This is a genomic window from Ruegeria sp. YTSC230, from assembly GCF_059609665.1.
This window is the reverse complement of record NZ_JBXWMC010000001.1, coordinates 517,541-529,677: the sequence shown is the minus strand read 5'-3', so window position 1 is coordinate 529,677 and position 12,137 is coordinate 517,541. Positions and strand designations below refer to the sequence as shown.

Sequence of the window (12,137 nt, the reverse complement as noted above, 5' to 3'; positions counted from 1 at the left end):
ACCAATATCGAATGTTCCCCACTCACCTACGCAACGACCTGAATCGGCGTATACAAGCCCAGATCAGCACGTCAACGACTAATCATTGATTGCACCTGAACCAGATTCTAGCCTACATGCATAGCTGCTGCATTCCAGTATGCGCATATTAATTTTTCACAACGGAGACAGAGAGTTGAAACGCATTATTACACTCGGAATGGCATTTGGCCTGTTCACCGCAAGCGTTGCATCCGCGGACACTTTCCTGCGTTACGGCGAAGTTGAAGGTTGGAAAGTCTTCATCGACGAGGACAAGAAATCCTGCCTAATCGAAGCTGTTGATGACGCTGAAAACGTCGTTCAGATGGGCCTGACTGAAGACCGCAGTGTCGGATATGTCGGCGTCTTCACCAAAGCCAAGACCGATATCAAGCGCGGTGAAAAAGAAGCTGTCGCGGTCCTGCTGGGCGACAACATCTATGTTGGTGAAGCAACCGGTATGAAGGGCAACATCACCAAGGGTTACTCTGGTGGTTACGTCCTGTCTGACGATCCCCAATTCGCCGATGACCTCGCCAAGCAAAAGGTCATGGTTGTATTCCCGGAAAAGGAATTTGCCTTCACCGTTGATCTGACCGGTACTTACAAAGCCATGGAAATGGCCCGCAAGTGTAACGAAGAACAGCTGAGCTGATACTCAGTCGGAAAGCGCGGACAACAACCGCGCTTTCTCACCCACGTCATCGGGTTTTGAGATGACATTGGCCAGATCTTCCAACGACGCGATCGAGTGACCAGCACGGAAGCTGTCCACATGCGGCAGCATTGCTGCGACGCCTTGCGCTTTGGGCGCGAACCCATCCCACCGCAGCAATGGGTTCAACCAGATCAGGCGTCGCGCGGACAGGTGCAATCGCTCTGTCTCTTTCCTCAGTGCCTCCGGGTCTCCGCGATCCAGCCCGTCCGAGATCATTAGGACCACAGCACCCTGCCCCATGACCCGCCGCGACCAGTCGCGGTTGAACGCATGAAGGCATTCGCCAATCCGCGTCCCCCCTTCCCAATCCTGCGCCTCGGCCCCGGCAGAGGCCAGCGCGGCATCTACATCTCGTTGCTGCAGATGGCGTGTTATGTTGGTCAGGCGTGTCCCGAACGTAAACGCATGAACCTTGGCCCAGCCTGCCCCTTTGGCATTCGAAACGGCATGAAGGAAATGCAGGACGACCCGACTGTATTGGCTCATTGAACCCGAAATATCGCAGAGCACAACAAGGTTGGGCCATCGCGGCTTGGGCTTGAGCTTGGCAATGCCGTGCAACTCTCCCCCCTGCCGCATCGCCGCGCGCAGCGTTCGCGCCCGATCGATACGATGGCCCAGATGGCTGGACTGACCACGTCTGGATTCTATCGGCTTCACCGGCAGAGCAAGCCGCGACAGCATGCGCTTGGCTTGCGCGATCTCGGCGGTACTCATCTGCTCAAAGTCCAGACTCCGCAGGCGTTCCTCGGAGGACGCCGTTTGAGAGGCGTCGATCTCTAACTCAGTCTCCTCTTCCTGCTCAGCCACCTCGGGCAGATCACGTTCAACCCCGTCCAACAACGCCTCGGCCGCGCGCTTTTCGGCCGCGTCAGCCTTGCGTTCTTCCTGTACGCCGCGAATGGCCGGCAGCATCATGGACATCATGTGCTCAAGATATCGGGGGTCACGCCAATAGAGGCGAAAGACCTGCGCAAATACAGTGCGGTGCTCCGGGCGGTTCACGAAACAGGCGTGCAATGTCCAGTAGAAATCCTGTTTTTCCGTGAACCCCGCCGCCTGCACCGCGCGAATGGCATCCACCACTCGACCCGTCCCAATCGGTAGCCCGGCCTTACGCAAGGCGCGAGCGAAATGGGTGATGTTTTGCGCCAGCTTGGGGCTGTCGGGGATGTCGATCGGAAGCTGTTCAGCCATCAAGCTGGTTCCAGAGACGCTTTGGCTTGATCCAGTATTCGTTTGGCCTCGGACCCCTGCAATTTCTGGATGTCGTCCTGGTATTTCAAGATCGCACCCAGGGTGTCTCCGATCACTTCGGGGCTGAGGTTGATGACGTCCAGCGCAAGCAGGCATTTGGCCCAATCTATCGTCTCTGCCACACCCGGTTTCTTGAACAGGTCTTCGGTGCGTAGATGCTGAACAAAGGCCACGACCTCACGACTAAGCGCTTCGGCAGCTTCCGGGGCGCGCGCGTGCAGGATTTCGATCTCTCGGTCGAAATCGGGGTAGTCGACCCAATGATAAAGGCAGCGTCGTTTTAGTGCATCATGCACCTCACGTGTGCGGTTCGAGGTGACGATAACGATGGGCGGCTCCGGTGCTTTGACCGTGCCCAGTTCAGGAATCGTGACCTGAAAATCGCTAAGCGCTTCAAGCAGGAACGCCTCGAAGGGTTCGTCTGTGCGATCAAGCTCGTCGATCAACAGAACCGGCGCGCCGTTTTCATCCGGACGCATCGCCTGCAGCAGCGGGCGTTCAATCAGGTACTCGTCCGAGAACAGCTCGGTCTGCAATGTCCCCCGATCCGCCCCGCCCGAGGCTTCGGCCGTGCGGATCGCCACCATCTGCGCCGGAAAGTTCCATTCATAAACGGCGGAAGAGGCATCCAGTCCTTCGTAGCATTGCAACCTGATCAGGCGCCGGTTCAGACCGGAGGCAAGGGCCTTGGCGATCTCGGTCTTGCCCACCCCGGCCTCACCTTCCAGAAACAGTGGTCGGCCCAGTTTCAGGGACAGGAACACCACCGTCGCCAGCGCGCGCCCGCAGACATAGCCCTGTGAACCCAACATGGATTGAACGGCGTCGATGGAATCTGGCTGTGTCATGTTTCGATCTCTCCCTTGGCACAACAGGTCATGGGCGCTAGCGCGCGTCAAGGCCGTGTTCTTTCCGGGACTTACGACGATCGGACAAGTTGACAAGGTCTGGGACCGAATTGAAGGTCTTTCACCGCCGGGTCCGCTGTGCTAGCGGAAGGCCATGACCGATACCCTCACGATCCGCCGCCCCGACGACTGGCATCTGCACCTGCGCGATGGCGCGATGTTGCAGGCCGTCCTGCCCGAAACCGCGCGTCATTTTGCCCGCGCGATCATCATGCCGAACCTTGTGCCGCCCGTCGTGCGCGGCGATCAGGCCGCCGCCTATCGCGACCGCATATTGGCCGCGCTGCCTGAAGGCATGACGTTCGAGCCGTTGATGACCCTGTACCTGACCGAGGATACGGACCCCGATGATATGGCAGCAGCCAATGCCAGCGGTCTGGTCAAAGCGGTCAAACTGTACCCGGCGGGCGCAACGACCAACTCTGCCTCAGGCGTGCAGGATTTCGACAAAGTGCGTCCGGTGCTGGAGAAGATGGCCGAGATTGGCCTGCCCTTGTGCGTACATGGTGAGGTCACCGACGCCGAGATCGACATTTTTGACCGCGAAGCTGTATTCATCGACCGTGTTCTGGATCCGATCCGCAAGGCCACTCCCGGACTGCGTGTGGTGATGGAGCACATCACGACCGCAAACGGTGTCGATTACGTCAAATCCAATAACAAGGATCTGGGTGCAACGATCACGGCACACCACCTGATTATCAACCGCAACCATATCCTCGTTGGTGGAATCAAGCCGCATTACTATTGCCTGCCTGTCGCCAAGCGTGAAGAACATCGACTGGCTCTGCTGGCGGCTGCAACCTCGGGCGATGCGCGGTATTTCCTGGGTACTGACAGCGCACCCCACACCGACGCCAACAAGGAAATGGCCTGCGGGTGTGCGGGATGTTTCACGGCGACCAATACAATGTCACTTGTGGCCGAGATGTTTGACCGCGAGGGCGCTTTGGATAAGCTGGAAGGCTTTGTGTCTCTGAACGGCCCGGCCTTCTATCGCCTTCCGGTGAATGAGGAAACCATCACCCTGACCAAAGGCGAACCGGTGGAATACCCGGACAAGATCGACTGCGAAGATGGTCCGGTCACAGTGTTTGAACCGGGTTTCCCGCTACACTGGCGCGTGACTTAACCCGCCAGCAAAGCAGACAAATCGCGGACGCGGCCTCCGGTGCGAAGCATCGACCAGATCGCGTCCGCGTCCTCTGCTCCAATCAGCTTGTTGGCTTTGCCGCGCACGCGGTCCTCACGGTCCGACAGGGTCATCGGGGCCAACAGGTCATGCGTGGCCTCGCGCCTTGCCCCATCCCGGCGCAACAAGGTCAGCTGCGCCTGCGTTTCTGACAAACTGTCATCCGCTTCGACAGAGACTCGGTCCCGCAAGGATACCAGTCGCGGGTCGGCGCATGTCTTGTCCGAATAGCTGCCCGGCAGGGCCGTATCATAGCCAAGAGCCTGCATCGCAAGCACCGTCCGATATGAGAACTTGGCACCAAGGCCAGTTGTCGGGGAAGTCTGGTTGCAGACACTCATCCACCTTGGATGCGTCTTGATCTTGATCTCGGCGACTTCCGGTTCGGCGATATCCAGGTCGCGTGCAGCCTCAAGCGCGGCGTGCAATCCGTGGCAACAGGCATGAAACTTGTGACTGACGCTTTCAAAAAGCCATTCCGCACCCAGCCCATCCAATGAGGCTGCAATGTCTGATTGTCCTTTATGTGTCGCGCCAAATCCATAAGACCCTTCCAGCGCGTCTGAATTGGGATCGAATCCCGATGCCACCAACAAAGCTGCCTCAACCCCGGCAGAGGCCGCCAGACCCGCGTTATAAGGCTTACCCATCGTTCCGAATTGCGCCTTTAGACCGGCCGCCCGAGTCGCCGTCAGGCCCAGAACTTTTCGCATCTGTTCGACGTCGAATCCCAGTATGCGCCCTGCAGCGACAGCTGCACCAAACGCGCCAGACGTTGCTGTCTGGTGAAAGCCCGCCTGATAGTGATCGCGCCCCAGCCAGAGGCCGATCCGAATGGACGTCTCCATCCCAACCAGCGCGGCCTCAAGGAAATCGACCAGAATACGGTCGTCCCACTCGCTTATGGCCAGCGCCGCCGGAAGGACGGCAACCGATGGATGCCCGATATGGGCGAAATGCGTGTCGTCATAATCCAGGGCATGCGACACGGTACCATTTACCCATGCAGCACCGCGCAGGGGCGCCCCTCCTCCACCAAAAAGGCGCGCTTGTTCCGCCCCCCCCTCGCCAAGCACAAGGTCGCGCACTGTCCGGGAAACAGGCTCATCAACTCCGGCACGCCCGACAGCAATCCAGTCCAAAACAGAAAGAGACGTAACGACCCGCGTCTGCAAAGTCGTCGTGATGGGCCCCGCCGCGAAGGCTGCCAGTGAAGTGGTAAATTCGGTCATGGGCGCAGTCTAACGACCGCCAACCCGGGGTAAAGACCTAGCTGTATAAGTCCTTCGCACGGGTCTCAAAGGCCTGAACGATCCGATGCATGGCCTCGTTGAAGACCACACCGATGATCCCTTGCAGAATGGCGTTCTTGAATTCGAAATCCACGTGGAAAGTGATGTTGCATCCGCCATCATCGGCGTCAGCGAACTGCCAGTCGGATTTCATGTATTTGAATGGGCCGTCCAGATATTCGGTGTCGATTCTTCTCTGATCGGCAAACAATGTCACCCGGCTACCAAACCGTTCGCGGAACACTTTGAACGAGATCACCAGATCCGCTTCCATGACCTGCGCCTCACCCGCCGCATAGGTCCGACGAATGCGGGCGGCTGCGCACCACGGCAGAAACTCGGGATACTTTGCCACGTCCGCGACCAGCTCGTACATCTGCTGAGCAGTGTAAGGAAGGTGACGTGTTTCCGAATGAGTAGGCATGGCGTCCGGTTTTTCAGGTGACAATGGCGCGTCATGTCGTATGTTGCGCGCCAAAGATCAAGGGGGCAGCGATGAGCGACCGCGCATATGTGATAGATACGATGATCTCGGCCAAGGCGATTGCAGCCCGAATCGAGGAATTATGCCGCGAAATCACGGCAGAATTCGGAGATACCGACAAGCTGATCGTGGTCGGCCTACTGCGCGGCAGTTTCGTCTTCATCGCGGATCTGGTGCGCGAGCTGGACCTGCCGATCGAAGTCGATTTCCTCGAAGTATCCTCGTATGGAGACGCGATGGAAAGCAGCCGGGAAGTACGTATTCTTAAAGACTTACGTGGCGCGATTGAAGGGCGCGATGTTTTGGCTGTTGAGGATATTGTCGACACCGGCCACACGCTGAACCACGTCACAAAACTGTTGCGCAGCCGCAAGCCAAGCCGACTTAAGTCCATTGCCTTGCTGGACAAACCCAGCCGGCGCGAGGTCGATTTCCGTTCCGATTGGATCGGCTTTGAAATTCCAGACGAATTCGTTGTGGGTTACGGGATCGACTACGCGCAGCGCAATCGCAACCTGCCGTTTATTGGTAAGGTTCGTTTTGTCGAAGACTGAGAGGGGCAAAAACAAACCCAGATTCCAATAGTCATAGTAGCTGCGCACCCTTTCATTCACTTAATTGAATACCATTGGACAACGCCCTCAACAACAGATTACCCTCCGACCATCTTGGGAGGATTCTGCTTATGAAAGTAATGTCTATTGGGCTTCTGGCGACTTGCGCCGTCGCCGCAACGGTTGGTCTTGCGGACGCAAAAGACAACAAGGGCAAAGGGAAAGGCCCAGACAAGTCGAAAATCGAAAAGTCGATAAAGACCAATAATGGCGTTGGTGTACCGCCCGGACAGATCAAGCGTTATACGCGAGGTCAGAAACTCCCTAACGATCTGAATTTTGATTATCTTGATGACCTGGACGGCTGGAAGTTGAAGCCCCTACCCGCCGGTCAGCGATATATTCGCGTGGATGACGAAATCCTGTCGATATCAGATGACACTAAGACAGTCATTGATGCCGTTGGAATAGTGAGCGATCTCGTAAACTGAAGTTTCAGCCATTAAGTGATCGAATTGCGGCAACAAATACGTCTACTCCTACCGGGATAAGTGCGTCTGGGAAATCATAGTCAGGGTTATGCAATTGCGGATGATCCTGCCCCGACCCCAGCCAGAACATAGCCGTTTTCGCGCCTTTCCCAAATTGCCCGAAATCTTCTGAGAACTTTTGCGGCGTCTCTGTTGAATGGCACGCTACTCCACGCTCGGCGCAGGCCGTTGCGATGATGCTCACCGCGTCGCGGTGATTGACGCAGGCCTCGAAGACATCGTCATAGGTGATCTCAAACTCCAGACTGTCGGCGGATGCGGCGCGGCGCGCCAGCGCCTCGGCCTCGGTCATCAGCGTCTGCATCCGGGCATCTGAAACGGTGCGCAAGGTTACCCAGATCTCGGCCTGCCCCGGAGCGACGCCGAAAGTCGGCTCTCCCAAACGGGCATGCGTCACAGTTGTCAGCGCAAAATCGGCATCCAACGCGCCGCCCGCGCCCAAACCTGCCAGTTGCAACATCAATTCAGACATTGCCCGAGCTGGGGAAACCCCATCCTGAGGCGCAGCCGCATGGGATGTCTTGCCGGTCAGGATGATCTTCATCCCGCGCGAGGCGCAGTTAGCCGAACCCTGACACAACTCAACGGCGCCGAGTTCCAATCCCGGCAGGTTGTGCAGAGAGAACACGTAGTCCGGCGCGATCTTCGCGAATTGAGGGTCCGCGCGAAAGGCGATAGCGCCCTGCCCGGTTTCCTCAGCCGGTTGAAAGATCAATACCACCCGACCCTTTTGGGGGCGGTGGCGTGCCAAGTCTTCGGCAACGCCAAGCACCATCGCCATGTGCCCATCATGGCCACACAGATGCCCTTTGCCCGGAACCTTCGACACATAGGGGTGCGTGCCAAGTTCTTGAATCGGCAGCCCATCCAATTCGCACCGGATACCTACGGTTGGCCCAGCCTGCCCACTGTCAAAAACCGCGGCAACGCCATGCCCCCCCAATCCGGTAAGCACACGGTCCGCACCGAATCCCCGCAAAAGCTCTGTCATACGGGCAGCAGTCTCACGCTCGTCCCCGGAAAGTTCGGGATATTGATGCAGGTCGTGGCGCAGGCGTGTCAGCCGCGCGTGCGCTTCGGGTGTCACCCCTGTTCCAGCTTTTTCTGGCGAGCCTCACGCAACCGGGAAAAGTCATCCCCCGCGTGGTAAGACGACCGGGTCAGAGGCGTCGCGGACACCATCAGGAACCCTTTTCCATAAGCTGCCTTTTCATATGATGCGAATTCTTCCGGCGTCACGAACCGATCCACACCATGGTGTTTGGGCGTGGGCTGCAGATACTGACCGATGGTTAGAAAGTCGATATCGGCGGCGCGCATGTCATCCATGACCTGCCGAACTTCTTGCTCATTCTCACCCAATCCAACCATGATTCCCGATTTGGTGAAAATAGACGGGTCCAGCTCTTTGACACGCTGCAACAGCCGCAACGAGTGGAAATAACGCGCACCGGGACGCACTTCGAGGTACAGGCCGGGTACGGTTTCCAGATTGTGGTTGAACACATCCGGCTTGGCCTCGACGACAGTCTCAAGAACGGAAGAATCACATTTCAGGAAATCTGGTGTCAGGATTTCAATCGTCGTCTTAGGCGACCGGTGCCGCACCGCGCGTATCGTCTGCGCGAAATGATCGGCACCGCCGTCCTTCAGATCATCGCGGTCAACAGATGTGATCACGACGTGGTTCAAACCCAGCTTTTCGACCGCATGTGCCACGCGCCCTGGTTCAAATGCATCCAACGAGTCAGGACGACCCGTTGCAATGTTACAGAAGGTACAGCCGCGCGTGCAGATCTCGCCCATGATCATCATCGTGGCGTGACCCTGGCTCCAGCATTCGCCGACATTCGGGCATCCGGCCTCTTCACAGACAGTGACCAGATTATTCTCACGCATGATCTTGTGCGTCTCGGCATAACCCTTACCGCCGGGTGCTTTGACGCGTATCCACTTGGGCTTTTTGGGCTGCGCATTGTCTGGACGATGCGCTTTTTCGGGATGACGTTGTTCTGGGATCTTCAGATCACGCACGGCTGGCTTTCCTGACTTTGGGTCAATTTTCTTTGCCCTAACATAATACGCCCACGCAGACTATGCCACCCGGGCATACCCGCCATGCACGGTACGTTTGCACTCGCAGAAAAAAGCCCGACACTTCAAACACTCTAGGCAGATTAACTTTCGTTTACAGCCACCTAAAGATATATCGCAATTGCAGCATTTCTGGCGTTGAAGGCGGTTTAGAACTGTTTTAAGTCACCATTAATTCTAATGTGAATCACAGGAGCCCGTAGATGAAAACCGGCGCAAAACTGCCTTCCGTTACCTTCCATACCCGCGTCCGCGACGAGGCAATCGAAGGATCCAACCCGTTCCGTTGGGAAGACAAAACAACCGCGGATTACTTCGCAGGCAAGCGCGTCATCCTGTTTTCCCTGCCCGGTGCGTTCACACCCACATGCTCTACCTTTCAACTGCCCGGTTTCGAAAACGGGTATGCCGATTTCACTGCCAAGGGCATCGATGAAATCTACTGCATGTCCGTGAATGACAGCTTTGTCATGAACAAATGGGCACAGGATCAGGGCCTGAAAAACGTCAAGGTCATCCCTGATGGTTCGGGCGAATTTACCCGCAAAATGGGCATGCTGGTCGACAAGGAAAACTTGGGCTTTGGCATGCGTTCGTGGCGCTACGCTGCCATCGTAACCGATGGCGTGGTCGAAGCTTGGTTCGAAGAGCCTGGCCTGATGGACAACTGCCCGGAAGATCCCTATGGCGTTTCGTCCCCGGAAACCCTGATGAAGCACCTGGAAGAAGCCAAAGAACCGGCACTGGCATAACAATTGTCAGGCTGACGTATCAAAGGCTCGCCTCTGGCGGGCCTTTTTTAATGGCGGGTCGCGGTTACGATATCATCGCCAACACGCCGGATGACTTCCGCAAGACTGTCGAACCAGTCTTCATGTCCCGTCGAAAGGCGCCGGACCAACCCCACCGTCCGCGCAGGCTGCGGTGCCCCGAACCGCATGAGCTTGAGCCCCGGAACAGCTTCGGTTTCCGAGCGCGCCGCGAGTTCAGGCATGAGTGTCAGACCAAACCCTTCGGCAACCAGTCGCGACAGAGTCGCCAATGAGGACGCCCCCATATTGATCAAACCGCTGCTCCTGTCCTGACCACAGACCTCAAGCGCCTGATCCGTCAGGCAATGCCCGTCATCCAGCAACATCAACTGCGCAGTCTGCAGATCCACCGGGCGCAAGGCATCCGGGTCTGAGTGTACTGTCCCAAGCCGCCCCGCGCTTCCGGCAAGCAGAAAGCGATCCTCGAAAAGCGGCAATTCGAACAATTCGCTTCCACCGGCCGGCAAGGCCATCACACCGGCATCGATTTCCCCGGCCCGCAGCATGGCCAGCAAGCGCTCGGTCCGTGCCTCGCGGATCTGCACTCGCAAGGAGACATCGGCTGTGCGCAGCCCGGCAAGCACTCCAGGCAAAAGATAAGGCGCAATTGTCGGGATGATTCCAATCGCCAAAGACCGATGCCCAACGGAATGATCCTTTGCGAACTGGTCCAGCCTGTCTGCCGCGCCTAGCACCTGACGGGCGTAGTCCAGCACGTCGCGCCCCAACGGCGTCAGCAGTATGTCGCGGGCCTGACGTTCGAACAGCGGCCCGCCCAAGGTCTCTTCTAACGCTTTGATTTGAACCGACAGCGCGGGTTGTGAGACATGGCAGACCTGCGCCGCACGACCAAAATTGCGCTGATCTGCCACCGCATTGAAATACTGAAGCTGTCTGAGGGTAAAATTCATAGGCAATTCCTATCACTACCCCCTGAAACCTCAACTGCGAATTATGGAATTTCTACCCAATCAGGCGAGTTTTCTCTGCTTGATCTTCGTAATGGCGCTTTAGACGTTGCAGGGCGATGCGCAACACGATCTTCCCGGAACGCGCCGACCACCCCATGCGTTTTTCGGCTAATTCGAGCCCCTCAAGATAGCAACAGCACCGCAGTGCCACGTCGCTTAGCCCCGGCCCCAGATCCGACAGGGCACGTTCAACCCGAGCGCGCGCGTCTGTCGATCCCTGGCCTGCATACGTTCCATTTGCGAAACTTCCCCGCCCCCCGGCCGTTAGAAAGTGATCCCAGTTCTGGGCAACCTGCGGGCCGATCTGCGACAGTTCAAAGTCTTCGCGCAGCCGTTCGCCAGCGCCGACCAGAGTTTCGTCGAGAAAGGGCTTCCCGTCCTTGTCCCGCCTGCGCGCCAACGCGATCAGCGGGCTTTCGGCGGCACTGTACCGAATACGTCTGGCACTGTGCGGGGACCTGTCCTGTCTTTGTTCGCCATGCGGTTGAAACGGCGATTGCGCCTCGGCCATGCCGAACTCGTTTCTGGCGCGGGCTTTGTTCTCGGCCTCGGCGATCAGTTGGCTTAAGGCCGACCGCCCAGCGGAAGAGATGCGATACCGGGAAATACGTCCGGGATTATCGCAGGATATCCAATCATTCAGAGCCAGCGCTTGCGCAATCGTGCAATCGACGACCGCAGTTCTTGCGGTCCCGCTGTCGCCGGTGTCCCGAACGACCACAGCCTTGTCCATCTCTTCCGCCACAGCCAGAACCGCGCCGGTTTCGCAAAGGCGTCGCAGTATTCTAAGAGCTTCGCGGTTAAACTCATCGTCCTTGCTTGCTGCATCGTTGGCCTGAATCCCCAAAGGCTCGTTCAGGGACCCAGCACGCCCCTGTTGATCCGTGAAATGGTCCTCTGCCAGCGCTTGCAGAGCAGCATCCACCAATGGATCGTCCCGGCGCATTTCAATACGTCGGATCTGTCTGAGTATGGTTGACGCATGGCACCCCACGGATCGCGCGATGTCGCGGATCGATTGACCGGTTTCGGTATGCGCCAGGTATCTCTGCGCCCCTTCAGGCACCCACGCCGGAATGGTGAAAGCCATGTTTTCTTGCATAGTTACTTGCCCTCGTCGACAAAACAATCGGTTCTCAATCGCCCCCGGTGAATGTGTTAACCAATTCTAACTAGAGCCGCTTTCGTTACTCGTTCGTTAACCGGGACAGACAACAACCAGATTTGATTCAAAATCATAAACACTCATGAAGTCAGAGTTCGGAGGGAACCCACACAAGGCA

13 protein-coding genes are annotated in these 12,137 nt (G+C 57.3%); 5 read left to right on the top strand and 8 right to left on the bottom strand.

What is annotated here, in order from left to right; all coding sequences use genetic code 11:
- Nucleotides 1-175 precede the first annotated feature (175 nt).
- Nucleotides 176-676, top strand: a complete 501-nt coding sequence (locus AC2FD9_RS02480) for a hypothetical protein (RefSeq protein ID WP_254452874.1) — start codon at nt 176-178, stop codon at nt 674-676.
- A 3-nt stretch (nt 677-679) separates the two neighbouring features.
- Here AC2FD9_RS02480 and AC2FD9_RS02475 read toward each other — a convergent pair whose 3' ends face one another.
- Complete coding sequence (locus AC2FD9_RS02475; RefSeq protein WP_496835225.1) at nt 680-1,936, bottom strand: vWA domain-containing protein; 1,257 nt, start codon at nt 1,934-1,936, stop codon at nt 680-682.
- Nucleotides 1,936-2,844 carry an AAA family ATPase gene (locus AC2FD9_RS02470; RefSeq protein ID WP_472723669.1) on the bottom strand — a complete coding sequence of 303 codons (909 nt, stop codon included), beginning with the start codon at nt 2,842-2,844 and terminating at the stop codon, nt 1,936-1,938. Before AC2FD9_RS02470 ends, AC2FD9_RS02475 begins: the two co-directional genes overlap by 1 nt.
- Nucleotides 2,845-2,998: 154 nt before the next feature.
- On the opposite strand from AC2FD9_RS02470, the gene pyrC reads away from it, so the two are divergent.
- On the top strand, nt 2,999-4,036 hold the full coding sequence (gene pyrC, locus AC2FD9_RS02465) for a dihydroorotase (protein WP_496835223.1): 1,038 nt from the start codon (nt 2,999-3,001) through the stop codon (nt 4,034-4,036).
- Here the strand turns inward: pyrC and AC2FD9_RS02460 are convergent.
- Both AC2FD9_RS02460 and AC2FD9_RS02455 read right to left on the bottom strand, forming a co-directional pair.
- The gene (locus AC2FD9_RS02460) at nt 4,033-5,328 is read right to left on the bottom strand and encodes an MmgE/PrpD family protein (protein ID WP_496835222.1); all 1,296 of its coding nucleotides are present in this window, start codon (nt 5,326-5,328) and stop codon (nt 4,033-4,035) included. The two genes, pyrC and AC2FD9_RS02460, sit on opposite strands and share 4 nt — an antisense overlap.
- 37 nt (nt 5,329-5,365) lie before the next feature.
- Nucleotides 5,366-5,812, bottom strand: a complete 447-nt coding sequence (locus AC2FD9_RS02455) for a type II toxin-antitoxin system RatA family toxin (protein WP_282118567.1) — start codon at nt 5,810-5,812, stop codon at nt 5,366-5,368.
- A gap of 71 nt (nt 5,813-5,883) precedes the next feature.
- On the opposite strand from AC2FD9_RS02455, the gene hpt reads away from it, so the two are divergent.
- Together hpt and AC2FD9_RS02445 are read left to right on the top strand one after the other, a co-directional pair.
- A complete protein-coding gene (hpt, locus tag AC2FD9_RS02450; RefSeq protein WP_058271886.1) occupies nt 5,884-6,426 on the top strand; it encodes a hypoxanthine phosphoribosyltransferase in 543 nt (180 codons plus the stop codon).
- A 131-nt stretch (nt 6,427-6,557) separates the two neighbouring features.
- Entirely contained in the window at nt 6,558-6,917 is a 360-nt protein-coding gene (locus AC2FD9_RS02445) for a hypothetical protein (RefSeq protein WP_282118568.1), read from the top strand.
- Between the two features lie 4 nt (nt 6,918-6,921).
- Here the strand turns inward: AC2FD9_RS02445 and AC2FD9_RS02440 are convergent, their stop codons facing one another.
- Nucleotides 6,922-8,064, bottom strand: coding sequence for an amidohydrolase (locus AC2FD9_RS02440; protein ID WP_282118569.1), 1,143 nt, complete (start codon nt 8,062-8,064; stop codon nt 6,922-6,924).
- Nucleotides 8,061-9,011: a lipoyl synthase gene (lipA, locus tag AC2FD9_RS02435; RefSeq protein ID WP_282118570.1), complete on the bottom strand. Its 951-nt coding sequence runs from the start codon at nt 9,009-9,011 to the stop codon at nt 8,061-8,063. Before lipA ends, AC2FD9_RS02440 begins: the two co-directional genes overlap by 4 nt.
- 263 nt (nt 9,012-9,274) lie before the next feature.
- On the opposite strand from lipA, the gene AC2FD9_RS02430 reads away from it, so the two are divergent.
- Complete coding sequence (locus AC2FD9_RS02430; protein ID WP_109311623.1) at nt 9,275-9,823, top strand: peroxiredoxin; 549 nt, start codon at nt 9,275-9,277, stop codon at nt 9,821-9,823.
- Nucleotides 9,824-9,870: 47 nt separating this feature from the next.
- Here the strand turns inward: AC2FD9_RS02430 and AC2FD9_RS02425 are convergent, their stop codons facing one another.
- Both AC2FD9_RS02425 and AC2FD9_RS02420 read right to left on the bottom strand, forming a co-directional pair.
- Nucleotides 9,871-10,794 (bottom strand): hydrogen peroxide-inducible genes activator, encoded by a 924-nt coding sequence (locus AC2FD9_RS02425; RefSeq protein ID WP_282168414.1) that lies wholly within the window; start codon nt 10,792-10,794, stop codon nt 9,871-9,873.
- A gap of 52 nt (nt 10,795-10,846) precedes the next feature.
- Nucleotides 10,847-11,956: a DUF6456 domain-containing protein gene (locus AC2FD9_RS02420; RefSeq protein WP_496753851.1), complete on the bottom strand. Its 1,110-nt coding sequence runs from the start codon at nt 11,954-11,956 to the stop codon at nt 10,847-10,849.
- Nucleotides 11,957-12,137 lie beyond the last annotated feature (181 nt).